Origin of the sequence: Dickeya sp. Secpp 1600, assembly GCF_003049805.1 — a bacterium.
GTDB classification, from domain to species: Bacteria; Pseudomonadota; Gammaproteobacteria; order Enterobacterales; family Enterobacteriaceae; genus Dickeya; species Dickeya fangzhongdai.
Genome location: NZ_CP023484.1, coordinates 134,808 through 148,898, shown reverse-complemented (window position 1 = coordinate 148,898; position 14,091 = coordinate 134,808). Strand labels below are relative to the sequence as shown.

General features: G+C 56.7%; 12 protein-coding genes. 9 read left to right on the top strand and 3 right to left on the bottom strand.

The features are described from left to right. The first annotated feature begins 16 nt into the window (after nt 1-16). Nucleotides 17-235 (top strand): hypothetical protein, encoded by a 219-nt coding sequence (locus CPA59_RS00630; protein ID WP_038920592.1) that lies wholly within the window; start codon nt 17-19, stop codon nt 233-235. A 141-nt stretch (nt 236-376) separates the two neighbouring features. Here CPA59_RS00630 and CPA59_RS00625 read toward each other — a convergent pair whose 3' ends face one another. Together CPA59_RS00625 and CPA59_RS00620 are read right to left on the bottom strand one after the other, a co-directional pair. Further along, the gene (locus tag CPA59_RS00625) at nt 377-622 is read right to left on the bottom strand and encodes a YdgH/BhsA/McbA-like domain containing protein (protein WP_049842698.1); all 246 of its coding nucleotides are present in this window, start codon (nt 620-622) and stop codon (nt 377-379) included. A gap of 414 nt (nt 623-1,036) precedes the next feature. Then, nucleotides 1,037-3,724 (bottom strand): fibronectin type III domain-containing protein, encoded by a 2,688-nt coding sequence (locus CPA59_RS00620; RefSeq protein ID WP_255412259.1) that lies wholly within the window; start codon nt 3,722-3,724, stop codon nt 1,037-1,039. Between the two features lie 577 nt (nt 3,725-4,301). Here CPA59_RS00620 and CPA59_RS00615 point away from each other — a divergent pair. Continuing rightward, nucleotides 4,302-4,940, top strand: a complete 639-nt coding sequence (locus CPA59_RS00615) for an acyl-homoserine-lactone synthase (protein ID WP_038663597.1) — start codon at nt 4,302-4,304, stop codon at nt 4,938-4,940. Here the strand turns inward: CPA59_RS00615 and CPA59_RS00610 are convergent. Further along, on the bottom strand, nt 4,906-5,658 hold the full coding sequence (locus CPA59_RS00610; protein ID WP_038921165.1) for a LuxR family transcriptional regulator: 753 nt from the start codon (nt 5,656-5,658) through the stop codon (nt 4,906-4,908). The two genes, CPA59_RS00615 and CPA59_RS00610, sit on opposite strands and share 35 nt — an antisense overlap. 913 nt (nt 5,659-6,571) lie before the next feature. Here CPA59_RS00610 and CPA59_RS00600 point away from each other — a divergent pair. The 7 genes from CPA59_RS00600 to CPA59_RS00570 are packed head-to-tail and all read left to right on the top strand — an operon-like array spanning nt 6,572 to nt 14,058. Next, the gene (locus CPA59_RS00600; RefSeq protein ID WP_038920593.1) at nt 6,572-6,883 is read left to right on the top strand and encodes a hypothetical protein; all 312 of its coding nucleotides are present in this window, start codon (nt 6,572-6,574) and stop codon (nt 6,881-6,883) included. Then, nucleotides 6,876-8,204, top strand: a complete 1,329-nt coding sequence (gene lysA, locus CPA59_RS00595) for a diaminopimelate decarboxylase (RefSeq protein ID WP_038920594.1) — start codon at nt 6,876-6,878, stop codon at nt 8,202-8,204. Before CPA59_RS00600 ends, lysA begins: the two co-directional genes overlap by 8 nt. Further along, nucleotides 8,201-9,109 (top strand): hypothetical protein, encoded by a 909-nt coding sequence (locus CPA59_RS00590; protein WP_107758506.1) that lies wholly within the window; start codon nt 8,201-8,203, stop codon nt 9,107-9,109. The genes lysA and CPA59_RS00590 overlap by 4 nt, the downstream gene beginning before the upstream one ends. 12 nt (nt 9,110-9,121) lie before the next feature. Continuing rightward, a complete protein-coding gene (locus CPA59_RS00585; RefSeq protein WP_107758505.1) occupies nt 9,122-10,705 on the top strand; it encodes a class I adenylate-forming enzyme family protein in 1,584 nt (527 codons plus the stop codon). A gap of 5 nt (nt 10,706-10,710) precedes the next feature. Continuing rightward, nucleotides 10,711-11,019: an acyl carrier protein gene (locus tag CPA59_RS00580; protein ID WP_100848661.1), complete on the top strand. Its 309-nt coding sequence runs from the start codon at nt 10,711-10,713 to the stop codon at nt 11,017-11,019. After that, on the top strand, nt 11,016-12,560 hold the full coding sequence (locus tag CPA59_RS00575; RefSeq protein WP_107758504.1) for an AMP-binding protein: 1,545 nt from the start codon (nt 11,016-11,018) through the stop codon (nt 12,558-12,560). The genes CPA59_RS00580 and CPA59_RS00575 overlap by 4 nt, the downstream gene beginning before the upstream one ends. Continuing rightward, a complete protein-coding gene (locus CPA59_RS00570; protein WP_107758503.1) occupies nt 12,541-14,058 on the top strand; it encodes an AMP-binding protein in 1,518 nt (505 codons plus the stop codon). The genes CPA59_RS00575 and CPA59_RS00570 overlap by 20 nt, the downstream gene beginning before the upstream one ends. Nucleotides 14,059-14,091 lie beyond the last annotated feature (33 nt).

The window sequence follows — 14,091 nt, the reverse complement described above, 5'->3', positions numbered from 1 at the left end:
ATCACAGGAGAAGCTTGTGCTGATTTATAACGTATTTGGCAGAATTATCGGCGTAAAACGACACCAACAACAGTGGCAGGTATTCCGCATCGATCTAAATGAACGAAAGCACTCTCCGCTTCACGGCGTTGTTATACCAGACGATGCGACGGAAGAGGAAATCCCTGTCTGGCTGGACGATATATTTCACGAAGCCGCCAGCGATAAATATCCCCAGGTATTCCGGATTGAATAGTATCCGTCAGTCATGCACACGGCATAAAAAAACCGGGCGCAAGGCCCGGTTAAAAGAGGTATCAAGACAGACACAAAGGGAGGGTTATCAATGATGTCAGGGATGGGAGAGGGGTACGCTCCCCTGCCTCATTGATTGATTTTATTTGAACAGAACAGCGTTGCCGTGCAGCGTGTCGTCACCCTGAACGGACGTGATCTGGAACGTTTTTGCACCGGCGGCATCCGCTTTGGCGGCCAGTTTAGCCTGCAGGCTATCAAGCGTGTTGGCACTGGCGGAGATGCTGCCGATTTCCTGACCCTGCGGGTACTGGATTTCCGTTGCAGCAAAAGCGCCGACAGACAGTGTGCTCAGTGCGATGGCGGTAAAGACAGTTTTCATATTCATGATTGCTTCCTTTTTTACGTTTTCGTTGTTGATGATGCTCGTAAATGACAAGTCAATTATCACTATAGTAACTATACCCCACTTCACAAAAAGTGCGATCCATATCACACTCTTATGTCATGAATATGAAAAAACAAGGCATTCAACGGATTACCAACTTTCACTATCACGAACTTTTTTAGGTGGGTCGGCAGGCGCATTCTGCGCGGTATCACGAAGAAGTCTGCGCAGGAAAACCATCCAGCAAAATCATCCAGCTTATGAAATACGCCGGGAAGTGAAGGAAATCAGCGGGATACGCATGAGCATGCAGGATGAGCCGGCGAAAAAAGTAAAACGCCACACGCGCCAGCCGTCAGACCAGACACGTGTGGCGAGGAGTTCAAACCCCGTCAGGCAACCGGCGCCGTCCTATCAGGGATGGCTCCACATGGACGGGTAACTTTCGCCATTGCCGTTCACGGCGACGACCCGGTAGTAGTAGCCGCCGGTCGGTGCTTTTGAGCTGTCGCTGTAGGCGTTGGCGGTAACGGTGGCGACCGTCTGGTAATCACCGTTTTCACTGGCGGCACGCAGTATTTTGTAGCGCTCGGCGCCGGATGCCGCCGTCCAGGATAGCCCGGTTACATCATTGCTGCGCTGCGCTTTCAGGTACAGCGGCGTGCCGGGTACCGGTTTGGCATCACGGGTTCCATCCAGATACAGCACCACGCTGGCACGCGGCCCCACGGTCACACCGCCCGATTGCGTTCGCTGTGACACCAGGTCTTCCGCCGCGTTGAAGCCAACCGGCGTTTTCAGCACGTAATTGTTGCTGACGCTGGCGTTAATCCCCATCAGATAGCGGCCGAAGCGTAAGGCGTAAAAATCGGCCTTACCCCGGAACGGATCGTCGCTGGACGCATCGGCCGGCACCGGCCCCAGCGGCAGCAGCTCTCCGGCATAGGCGTTGCCCGGCGGATTAGGCGGCGTGTAAGGAGTCTTCTCCGGCATATCGATCAGGTTGGGGCGAGCATACACCGCGGTGGATCGGAAGATCGGCGTGGTTTCCAGTATGCCGTATTGGTCATAGCCGGAAGTACTGAAGTGGAAACGCGCCAGACCGTTGATGCCCGTCCCCGCCTTGGCCTGCCAGTAAGCGCTCAGCCACAGGCGTTCGTCCCCTTTTTTGATCGCCGCGATGGCGTTCTCTTCATCCACCCAGGCAAAGTCAGGCTGTCCATCGGTCATCGGCAGGCGCACACCGTTGTCGCTCGCCGTTTTGACTGTCCGATAATCGGCGAACACGTCCAACGCCTCAAATGCGGACTCCGAACCGGCCAGGTTGGCGAAGAACTGATTGTCTTCCAGCATTTGTCTGGCGTAACCAATAAGCGCCGCGTCCTTGCTGGCGGCGGCGACACGTAACGCTTTGGCGCGTTCATTGGTATTCACCGCGTCGGCATAAGCGATGTAGCCGGCGAAGTTGCCGTCGCTTTCATGCGCACCGCGCCAGGCCAGCAGGCCAATCGCTTCCATCGAACGGTAGTTGGCGCCATTGCTGATTTCAATCGCCGGGCGGCGGAACGGCGCACGCGCTTTGGTCATTTTCACCATCTGCGTGCGGAAATCCTCATTACCGGTAACCCGGTAGAATTCGGCAAGGTATGACTGCACTTCGCCGTAACCTGCGCCAACATAGCCCCACTCACGGGTCTGGCCTTTATCGGTGACCTGATAATAGCTGCCGCCAAATGGTTTCCAACCGCCATCATCCGGCAGACCATTACCATTACTGTCCGCCTTATCATCGCCGCTCCAGGGTAAGAGTCCGACGGCTTCCTTAATATAGCGCTGCGCGGTTTCCTCCGGGAAAGCGCGCGAATCTTTCAACACCGACATACCTTTGTTGGCGAAATAGATACTGGTATTGGCAATCAGGTTCTGGTTGCTCAATCTAAGACGATTTTGCAATCGGCCGTATTCACGGCTGGCAAACAGCATATCGGCCCAGGCGGCGCGGCGCGTTTTCTTGCCGGCAGCGCCATAGCTGACAGAGGCATTGAGAATATCGCCAGTCAGCTGATCTCGCAGGTAATAGATCGCCTGTCCCTGCGAGCCAAAACTCCCGCCCCAGTTTTTCACTGTATTGTTGTCGTCATAGTACTGCGCGGCGTAAGCATCCAGCGCGGCGACAACCTGGCTCACTACCGCCGGGTTCTGATAACTGCTCAGTTCCGCAACGGAATAGGCGCGGGCAAGATAGCGCAAATCGCCGCCGGAGAGATTCGCCGTTGTCGGCGCCTTGCCAAGCAGGCTGGCGATTCGGTTATTGATGGCGACGCGGAACGAGCCATTCGCGCCCAGAATCTCATCGCCCGGAGCAGGACGGGTGGTGACCGCCGGCGCACTGCCCTGCCTTTCGCCCGAAACGTCGAGGAACGGATCGACATGGGTATAAGCCCGGTAAATTCCGCGACTCGGCACGTTCATCGCATATTGATACGGATTGCTGGCATCCGGACCGCCGCTGCCGAACGGATAGAGACGGCCGGTGGAAACGATTTTCAGGGTAACGGTGCTGCTGCCTTTGGTCATCGCATAAGGCAGCAAGGTGGTCGAATAGAAGAAACGCCCAGGCAACGGTTTACTCCAGTGGGTCACGCTGAGTGGCATATAGTCGCCCTCATGACGGTAGCCGACCTGATATTCCACACCATCTTTGACGATGTACAGATAAAGGCGGCCGGTATCATAGTTGCCGTCATCCTCTCCCCACAGTTTGACGGAAACGTAGTTACGGCGCAGCGGATCCACCCGCAGGGTAACCGTCAGACTACCGCCATAAACGCCTGCCGGGCTGAGCGGCAGTAATCTGCGGGCAGATTCGCCCAGCCCGCCGGAGAGTGTCTGGCTGTTGTTTTCTACCAGGCTATGACTTTTCTCCGACGCGCTGTCGCCAAACGAAACCTGATCAATCGTCCCCACTGCAATCGCCGCGGCCGATGACGAAGCGGCCCCTGAACCCGAACTTTCCGCGGCAACGGCCGCATGGCTTATCGTTGTGGCCGCCAGCGCCAGCGCAACCAGCCACGCCTGTCTGAACGTTGTGTTTTTCTGCATATGTCAGTCCCTTTTTTTCAGTTTGCTATCATCCGTGCAGCCATATCAGATGGCAGTGACGGAACCCACATCATTACCACGCTATTATTTCCATTAATTAATCACAACTTCTCGTCGCTATTGATACTTTTTCTGTATCGTCCTCTCGCCGATCGTCTAAATACCCCAAGCCGCCTTCCATTCAGATGGAAACAGCAGGCCGGAAAACCGGGATTACGGCACATCATTTCCCACGGCCGAACTCGCATCGGTATTGATGACAGCCCTGCCCGCCAATTAATCTTATCGCCGCTCTATGCCTGAAAAACACCGACCAGATGGCACGTGACCGTTAACCACATCGGACCACCGCTAAGTCCAGGCGACTTTATCACGGCAACAAGGAGGGAGATTGTCCGGCTGGCAGATGCCACAATGAGGATAGAAAAGGAAATAATATGTCAACTAATGAAAATAAACTTTCCTTAAATGGACGCAAATAATCACGCTGGAAAAGCAAGCGGTAAAAACGTTAACATATATCCCCACCAGGTGAGTTTTTGCGTAAAAAGACATAAAAGTGATGACAGGGGGAAATATGTTAGAAATATTTGATGTGAGTTTTAGCTTAATGTCAAATAACAAGCTGGACGAGGTGTTTACACTACGCAAAGAGACATTTAAGGACCGTCTGGACTGGACCGTCAACTGTATTAACGGGATGGAATTTGACGAGTACGATAATGAACACACGACCTACTTGTTAGGCGTCAAGGAAGGAAAAATCATTTGCAGTGTCAGATTTATAGAAATGAAATATCCCAACATGATTACTGGCACGTTTTTCTCTTATTTCGACGGTCTCAACATCCCCGAAGGAAATTACATTGAGTCCAGCCGGTTTTTCGTCGACCGTGACCGAGTGAGAAATTTGATTGGCACCCGTAACCCAGCTTGCCTGACGTTATTTCTTGCCATGATCAATTACGCCAGAAAATGCCATTATGACGGGATACTCACGATTGTCAGCCACCCGATGCTGACCTTGTTAAAACGTTCAGGCTGGCGCATTTCCATCATTCAGCAGGGGTTGTCGGAAAAGCAGGAGAAAATTTATCTGCTGCACCTGCCCACAGACGATGAGAGCCGATACGCGCTGATCGAACGCATTACACAGATAACAACGGCCGAATCCGAGCAGCTTAAGACCTTGCCTTTGCTGGTCCCACTGGCTTGATCAGATTCATTTCAACGCCGAGCCTGATCGCATGCTTGGCATTCAGCACACCCAGTTTTTTTACAACGTTGCCGATATGAAATTTTACTGTACTGGTGGTGATACCAAGAATAAGCGCAATCTCCTGATAGGTTTTCCCCATGCTTGCCCAGTAGAGAATTTCGTTTTCTCTTTGTGAGAAAAGATCGGCTTCCTGCGACTTGCTGTTGTTTCTGTTTCTGCTCATCTCTCGGTAAAGAGAGGTGAGTTTCTCATGAGCTGAAATCAACAGCATTTGCAATTTATCTTTATTGTTCTGAATAATTTCTTCCAGTTCTTCGCTGCGATGCTCTTCAATCATAAAAGACAAGGCGGCCAAATTGTTGCCCGGGTCGTGCAACACAAAGGTATAGCCATTAACAATGTCGTATTCTTTGGAGAGATTGAATATTCTGGAAAATTTCAACTTTGAACTGATGACCAGATCATCATCCCAGGAAAAAGGAGAAATCTTGTTGATGGCGGTCAGGATTACCGGGTCAATATGCTGATAATTGTTATTTCTGTAAATATCAACCCATTCCGTCGGATAGTTGGAGATGATCACAACATCCGTCGGTTTCTTCTTGTTCATGATCAAATAGGCGTACTTGGGGTCGCCATAGCTTTTTAACTTTCTGTTAAGATAGGTTTGTATTGTGCTATTGATGAAGTCAACGTTAGAGAATGATATAGACATCCAACTCTCCCAAAATCGCGTGCGACAGCCCAGCCTGACCATAACGGCACGAAAGTATAGTATCAACCTATACCTAAGTCTAACTATCTTTCCCGGTACAAAATCTTTAGAATTTTCAAAAAATAACATCAAGTACCAAAATAAAAACATCTGATCCGTTTTAAAGATCGGAAAGCCAAATTGGCGCACACCAGGGAAATATCTGTTAGTTTATTAATTCTCTACCCTAAATAATTCGAGTTGCAGGAAGGCGGCAACCGAGTAAATCCCCAGGAGCTTACATAAGTAAGTGACTGGGGTGAGCGACAAATTGGCGTAAGCCGATTTGAACGCTGCTGGCAGCGGCCCCGAAGGGGCGAGGCCCATGAAATGGGCCGAGTAACGCAGCCAACACACCTGCAACTTGAAGTATGACGGGTATATGCCCTAAATAATTCGGGCGGCAGAAAGGCGGCAACCCAGTGAATCACCGGAAACTGGCATGAGCCAGCGACGGGGATGAATGCAGGCGGTCACCTCTCTGTAATCCGGAGTATGGCAGGCAATAATGCTATATTGTTAGCCCTTCTCTCTCTTGTTATCCCACAAGGCTCGCAGGAGAGAGAAAGGTCATTTTCTCCCTCTCTATTATTTTCGCTCTGTATCCCGATATTGCCCAACTCTCCCTTCAGCCTGTCTGTGACGGAATGCCGACCGCATCCTGTTATATCCCGCACGCGCTCCCCGCAGAATATCGATGATGGAAACATTCGGACAAAAAACGCGATAACGTAGCTATCAGAATAAATTATGCCGATTTTACCGCCGATCTGACGACATTAATCCCTTCATATCAGCGAGCGTGCAATTTCAAACAAAACGCCTGAATAACGCTGGTTATACTCCCGTCAAAGAGACAGATAAGGGGAGTAGAATGGATTATCCGGTAATGACTCATCATGATGATGACACCTTGCATACCCTCCTGCGTGACAAACTCACCGCGATTGGCGTCGATAAAGGCCGTATTGCCGAGATCTTTCAGGGAGCCCCCCTGTTCGGCGAAGAAGGGCGTCTGGACTCCATCAACATCGTCACCCTGATTGCCGTACTCAGCGACCACTGCGAAGCGGCCTACAACCTGAGCGGCGATCTGTTCGACCTGACGAACGACCGCGTTTTTGATGCCTTCCAGAATCTGACCAGTCTGACGCGCTTCCTGCGCGAGCGGCTTCATCATGGCTGACCCCGCCCATCCCGTTGCCCGTTCCGAGGCTGACTCGCTGTTCGCCAACGGCTATATAGAAGAGGTGCCTGTCGCCGATATTGCCGACCGCATCGGTACGCCTTTCTATGTTTATAGCGCCCGTCAGTTGCGCGGCCAGTTCCAGCAACTCCGCCAGCAACTGCCAACCGGAACCGCGATTTACTATTCTCTGAAAGCCAATCCCAATCTTTCGGTGGTCAGCGTGCTGGCGGAACAAGGAGCGGGATGTGAGGTCTGCTCGCCTGCCGAGCTTAAAACCGCGCTGGCGGCGGGCGTCTCGCCGCAGCACATCCTGTATGTCGGGCCGGGCAAATCCCTGCCCGCGCTGAAATTCGCTATTGACTGCGGCATCCGGGCGATTGTGGTGGAATCGGTAGCGGAGCTGGATAACCTCAACCGGCTGGCCGCGCAGGCCAATACCGTGCAGACGGTGGCGCTGCGCATCAATCCGGATTTCAGCAGCGAACACGCCCGGCTGGTGATGAGCGGCAAACCCACCCAGTTCGGCATGACGCTGGATACCCTGCATACCGTGCTGACCAGCCTGCACCGTTGGCCCTCGGTTTCTCTGCGCGGTTTTCATGTTTATCTGGGCACCCGGATCCTCAACGCCCAGTCTATCGCCGACAACACTCGAAATATCCTGCAACTGGCGCTAAATCTGCGCGATACGCACCAGTTAACGCTGGATTTTGTCGATGTCGGCGGCGGTTTCGGCGTCCCCTATTTTGCGAAGGAAACGCCGTTGGATCTGCCGGCGTTAACCGAGGCCATCGCGTCAATCGTGGCGGACTTCCGCCGCCAGGCCGCCGCCACGCAGATCATCATCGAACTGGGGCGTTATCTGGTAGCGGAAGCCGGCCTGTTCGTCACCCGGGTCAACACCCTGAAAACCGCCGGCGGGAAAACGTTCGCTATCTGCGATGGCGGCGCTAATTGCCACAGTGCGGCGGCCGGCCTGAACAGCATGCTGCGCAAAAACTTTCCGTTGTTGCGGCTGGGCGATAATCTGGAGCGGCCGTTGCAGCCGTATCAGGTCAGCGGGCCGCTTTGCACGCCCACCGATCTGCTGGGCGACAATGTGCTGCTGCCGACGCTGGCGGTCGACGATCTGATCGGCATCACCCACTCCGGCGCTTACGGGCTGACCGCGTCGCCGGGCTCGTTCCTTAGCTTCGGTTACCCGGCGGAAGTGATGGTGGACGGTCGCCGCCTGACCCTGATTCGCCAGCCGGAAACCACCGAGCAGTTGCTGGCCCGGCAACAGCCGGTCGAGATCTGGCGCGGGGATACGCCATGACGTTGTGTATCCAGCCGGATGACCTGGTATGGCGCGCTTTTGCGCCCGAGAACGAGGCCGCGTTACTGGCCCCGCATCCCAGTCAGGCATTGATGGCGGATTATCTGCGTGCTTTTTTCCGTTCCCACGACGAACCGCAGGAGCCGGACGACGCCCTGCTGACCCGTTGGCTCAACAGCCGTCATACTTTTACCGCGATGATGCAGGCGCTGCTGCCCGAGTTGCAGGCGCGTCATGCGCTGCAACGGCTTGATCTGGTGATGTTCGCCCACTGGACGCCGGACAGCGATCTCGGCTGCGCGGTATCCAACGCGTTGATCCACGCCTGCGACGCCCGGCAGGCGTTCGGGCTGTCGGTGTCGGATCGCGGGCTGGCGGCGCCGTTGTTCGCGCTAAGCGCCATCGACGACTATCTGACCAGTGATGAAAACCGGCGCGAGGCGTTGCTGATGATCGCCGATCAGGATCTGGCGCCTTATCCCAGCGAGCGGCTGGCGCAGTTGCGTCCCCAAAAGAACTGTTGTCTGATACGGATAGAAAAACGTCCGCCCCATCAGGCCAGCGGGCTGATATTTGAAGGGTATTATCGCCAGCCTTACGCCGAAAACGGCGACCCGATCGACACCATGCGGCAATTGCTTTCGCGCCTGCCCGCGGCAGACATGCTGACGCTGCTGGGCAACCCATCGCTGGCGGCGGCGTTGCAGGGCGCATTCCCCGAACACCAGACTGCGGCCGTGGCGGAATCGTTACTGTGCGCTGCTCCGTTCGTCTACCTGAAACACCATGCGCAGCCGGGCCGGCGTTATCTGCTGGCGGTGCCGGAATCGCGTCACCTTACCGCCAGTGTGTTGCGCTACCAACCTTGCCACGACGGGCCGTTCACCCGCCCTTCCCGTACCTGATAAGGATGCTCCATGACCAATATTACCCACCTGACCACCTGGCTTGACCGGGCAGCCAAAGAAGCCGCCAACAAAACCGCGGTCATCGACACCGACCGCGAGGTCAGCTGGTTTATGCTGCGCCTGCAGGCCCGGCAATTGGCGGACCACCTGCGTGAAAACGGAGTGGAAAAAGGCGACCGGGTGATCGTCTGCATGCCGAATTCACTGACGTTCGTACTCTATTTCTGGGCGTTGCAGTATCTGGGGGCGATCTTTATTCCGCTGAATCCGGACACCAAAGCCGGCAAACTGAGCTGGCTGGTGGACAACGCCGGTTGCCGGTTGCTGATTGCCGATCGCGCCCTGAAAGAGGAAATCGGCATCGCTCAGGCCAGCGAGCATTGGCAGCAATACAATCGCCACACCCGCGTCTGCTTCAGCAACGATATAGCGGCTGTGCTGGCGGAAGAACCGTACCGCATCTCCGTTGAACGCGACCGGCAGGTGGCGGGCATCGATCTCGATCTGGCCTGCATCATCTACACATCCGGCTCTACCGGCCATCCTAAAGGGGTGATGCTTAGCCGGCGCAATATGATTACCGCCGCCGGCTCGGTGGCCAGCTACCTGCAACTGCGCGGTGACGACCGCATCATGTCGATGATCCCGATGAGCTTCGATTACGGCCTGTATCAGGTGATCATGTCGGCGCTGGCGCAGTGTACGCTGATCGTGGAGCCGGATTTCCGGCGTCCGCTGCTGTCGTTGCAGCGCATGGTCACCCTGCGCGCCACCGTATTGCCGATCGTGCCGACCATGCTGCGGCTGATCGCGCCGCTGGCGTCCCGCTATAACTTCGGTTCCATCCGCACCGTGACCAACACCGCCGCCGCGCTGCATGCCGGTGATATCGATCAGTTGCATACCATCTTTCCGCAGGCGCGCATCTACTCGATGTACGGGCTGACCGAGTGCCACCGCTGCACCTACCTGCCGCCGGAATACCTCGCCACCCATCCGCAGAGCGTCGGCATCGCTATTCCCAACACCGAACTATGGGTGGTGGACGACAACGGCCAGCGCCATACCCGCAACGCCACCGGCGAACTGGTGATCCGCGGCGCGACCGTCATGTGCGGCTACTGGCGCAATGAAGAGAAGAGCGCCGAAAAGCTGCGCCCCGGCCTGCTGCCGGGCGAGCGGGTGCTGTACACCGGCGATATCTGCCGGCTGGATGAGCAGGGGCTGCTCTATTTTGTCGGCCGCCGGGACGAAATGCTGAAAAGCTGCGGCGAAAAAGTGTCGCCGAAAGAGGTGGAAGCGGTGCTCAACCGCCATCCGCAGGTGGTACAGGCGGTGGTGCTCGGCGTGCCGCACCCGATTTACGGCGACGAAATCATCGCCTGCGTGGTGACCCGCGGCGACCTCAATGAAAAGGCGCTGTCGCGCTGGAGCAAAACCCAGATGGAGTCGCACATGGTGCCGCGCCGCTTCCGGCTGATGTCGCAGTTGCCCCTAAACCATAACGGCAAAATCAACCGTTCGCTGCTGCAGGAACAACTGACGGCGGACGCAACGGCTCAGGTTTGCCCGCAACCCGGCCTGATGGAGTAACGCCGATGTCATTCAATACGGATTACGCGCCCCAAACCGGCCACAGCCCGGATTTTTACTATCAGAAAATCGTCACGGCGATCGGCATAGTGCTGGAAACCGACGACCTGTCGGAACTGCATCCGCACACCGATCTGGAACGGGATTTAGGCTTCGAAAGCGGCATCTTCATCGAACTGATGATGTATCTGGAAGAGATGATCGAAGGCTTGTCCATCGACCCGGTGACGCTGGACAGCCAGCAGATCAGCACCATCGACTCGCTCGGCCGTTTCATTCACTCACAGTTGGAGCACGGCGTCCCTTGTGCATGATCGCGTCGTGGCAGTACCTGACTACCGTGTTCGCCCGCTTTGACGGCGTACACACTCCTGCCTGCCATCACACCGAAGGCGACCTGACCTATCACCAGCTTTATCAGGGCGCACTGGCGCTGGCGGAGCGGTTGCAGGCGTTGCATGAAGCCGGCGGGCATCGCCAGCGCGCGCCGGTGCTGCTGTACGGCCACAAACACCCAGCCTGCCTGATCGCCTGGTGGGCCTGCCTGCTGGCCGGTCATCCGGTAGTTCCGGTGGAAACCGACAACACCGACGAGCGCCTGCGCTTTATCGCCGGCAGCATTCAGGCCGAACTGTTGCTCAACGCCACCGGGCAGGCGGCGCCAGATATCGGCATTCCCGCGCTGGCGGTTTCAACGGCAGTATGCGATATGCCCGCCGCCCGGCTGGCCGAGCACTGCCGCCAGATGGGGCTGGCGTTTGGTCGGGACGCGATTGGCGGCATTGCCTACATCATGTTTTCTTCCGGCACCACCGGCGCCCCTAAAGGCATCCGGGTGAGCTACGCCAATCTGGCGCATTTCGTTCGCTGGGCGGCGGATGCGTTTCCCGCTCCCGGCCCGATCAGCGGCAACATTCGCTACTGCTTCGACGTGTCCCAATATGAGCTGTGGCTGGCGTGGCATTATCGTCAGCCGCTTTCGGTGCTGGATTACCGCGACTTCATCAATACCCGCAAGATGATCGCCCGCCATGCCGACGCCGGGGTACAAACCTGGGTCAGCACCCCGTCGCTGACCCGTAATTATCTGAGAGACCGGGAGTTTCGTCAGGATAACCTGCCGCGGCTGAATACCTTTATCTTTTGCGGCGAGGTGCTGACGAAAGAGATCGTCAGCGCCCTGTGGCGGGCGTTTCCCGGTTGTCGCATCGTCAATACCTACGGCCCGACGGAGTGCACGGTCGCCGTCACCGCCTGCGACATTACCCCCGGCATGCTGGATGACGACGCGCCGCTGCCGCTGGGCTATGTACGCCCCGGCGTCGAACTGCGCATCAACGCCCCGGCGAACAGCGAACGCGGGGAAATCGTCATCGCCGGCCCGGCGGTCGGCGAAGGCTACCTGAACGCGCCGCCCGTCCAGCAGGCACGTTTCGTCATCGAACCCGACGGTACCCGCAGTTACCGCACCGGCGACATCGGTTCGCTGCGAAATAACCTGCTCTACTTTCACGGTCGGGAAGACAGCGAACTGAAAATTCAGGGTTACCGCATCGTCCTCAGCGACATCGAAAACGCGCTGCGGGAACACCCGCAGGTACAGGACGCGATCGTCACGCCCTGGCTGTTGCACGACACGCCCCAGGGACTGCAGGCGTTTATCCTGTCCGGCCAGACGGATATTTTCCCGGCGCTGGCGGCTTATCTGCGCCGCTATTTTCCGCTCTATATGGTGCCCAAATTCTGGTATCCGGTGGATGACGCCACGCTCAATCACAACAGCAAGCTGGATCGCCAGCGCGTCGCCCGGCAGGCGCTCGACAAAGGCAAACGCTATGTTTTCGTCAGTTCTTAATCCGATTCAGACACAGATGCGGGAAAACCCGCAGCATCTCGCTATCGTCAACGACAGCGGCAGCTATACCTTTGCGCAACTGGGACGTCGGGTGGAAGGCATTCGTCAGGCGCTACGCCGACACACGCCGCGCTGCGTGATGATTTACGGCCACAAGCAGTTGGACGCCGCCGCCGCCATGCTGGCCTGCGCGTTTGAAGCCATTCCCTTCACCTTTGCCGATATCGCCAACCCGGCCGCCCGTATCGAACGTATCGCTGCGATGGTTCAGGTAGATCTGGTACTGCTGGCGTGCGAACCGCGAACCTCATTTCCCTTATTGTCAGCGCCGACCATCATCACGACCAGCCTGGCGGACGGTAGCCCGCTACTCCCGGCGGTTATACCGACATCAGAACAACTCTTTTATATCCTAACCACCTCCGGCAGCACCGGCGAACCGAAGGGGGTGAAAATCAGTTATGGCAACTACGGCGCGCTGGCGCGCTGGGCGCTGCCGCTGCTGCACGAATCAGGCCGCGGCGTACACGTTAATCACGCCTGCCTGTCGTTCGATCTGGGCATTATGGATATTTTCCTGACGCTGGCGGCAGGCAAAACGCTGGCGATGCTGGACCACATCAACAATATTCGCCCGCGCAAAAACCTGTCGTTACTGACGCAGCCAGCGCTGCGGATCGACAGCTGGTTTTCCACACCGGGTTTTCTTGACCTGATGTGCTCGGATGCCTGGTTCTGCCAGCAAACCCTGCCCGACCTGAAATGCATCGCCATCGGCGGAGAGGCGCTGTTGCCGTCTCTGGTACAGACGCTTCACCAGCGTTTCCCACAGGCAACCCTGCTGCATTGCTATGGCCCGACCGAAGCGGCCTGCATGACGCATGCAGCGCGCATGACGCCGGACAATCTGCCTGCCGTGCCGCCCCTGCCGCTCGGCCCGGCCTGCGGCGACAACGGCGCGATAATTGTGGATGAACGCGGCGAACCGCTGCCCGCCGGAACGTCGGGCGAAATCGTGCTTTTCGGGTCGCAAATCAGCCCCGGCTACCTGCCGGAACCCGACCCGCGCAATAGTCTGTTTAGCCTGCGGCAGAGCCAGCGTTGCTATCACACCGGCGATCTCGGCTACCTCGACGCGCAAGGCAACCTGTTTGTGAAAGGCCGCAACGACGGGCAGATCAAATGGCAGGGAAACCGGATAGAAATCGGCGAAATTGAAACCGTGACCAACCAGCTGGCCGGCGTACAGCAAGTCGCCGTCATTGCCGAGAAACAGGATAACCGGGTGAAGGAGCTGATGCTGTTCGTACATCTGTCGCCCGACACCAACGAGCGGCGCGACAGCCTGCGACGCGAGCTGGCGCAGCGGCTGCCCGCTTACATGGTGCCGCGCATCATCCGGTTCACCGGTCCGTTTCCACTGACGCTGCACGGCAAAACCGATCGCCAGGCGCTGATGCGGCAATTCGAAACCGACGCGGAAACCCTGCCGAAGTAACACGTCGCCAAAATAGCGGTACGACCTGCAAGC

What these genes read in the sequence shown, in the direction of transcription:
- CPA59_RS00625 (WP_049842698.1), bottom strand. Translation starts at nt 622, where the DNA reads ATGAATATGAAAACTGTCTTTACCGCCATCGCACTGAGCACACTGTCT.
- CPA59_RS00620 (WP_255412259.1), bottom strand. Translation starts at nt 3,724, where the DNA reads ATGCAGAAAAACACAACGTTCAGACAGGCGTGGCTGGTTGCGCTGGCG.
- CPA59_RS00615 (WP_038663597.1), top strand. Translation starts at nt 4,302, where the DNA reads ATGTTAGAAATATTTGATGTGAGTTTTAGCTTAATGTCAAATAACAAG.
- CPA59_RS00610 (WP_038921165.1), bottom strand. Translation starts at nt 5,658, where the DNA reads ATGTCTATATCATTCTCTAACGTTGACTTCATCAATAGCACAATACAA.
- CPA59_RS00600 (WP_038920593.1), top strand. Translation starts at nt 6,572, where the DNA reads ATGGATTATCCGGTAATGACTCATCATGATGATGACACCTTGCATACC.
- lysA (WP_038920594.1), top strand. Translation starts at nt 6,876, where the DNA reads ATGGCTGACCCCGCCCATCCCGTTGCCCGTTCCGAGGCTGACTCGCTG.
- CPA59_RS00590 (WP_107758506.1), top strand. Translation starts at nt 8,201, where the DNA reads ATGACGTTGTGTATCCAGCCGGATGACCTGGTATGGCGCGCTTTTGCG.
- CPA59_RS00585 (WP_107758505.1), top strand. Translation starts at nt 9,122, where the DNA reads ATGACCAATATTACCCACCTGACCACCTGGCTTGACCGGGCAGCCAAA.
- CPA59_RS00580 (WP_100848661.1), top strand. Translation starts at nt 10,711, where the DNA reads ATGTCATTCAATACGGATTACGCGCCCCAAACCGGCCACAGCCCGGAT.
- CPA59_RS00575 (WP_107758504.1), top strand. Translation starts at nt 11,016, where the DNA reads ATGATCGCGTCGTGGCAGTACCTGACTACCGTGTTCGCCCGCTTTGAC.
- CPA59_RS00570 (WP_107758503.1), top strand. Translation starts at nt 12,541, where the DNA reads ATGTTTTCGTCAGTTCTTAATCCGATTCAGACACAGATGCGGGAAAAC.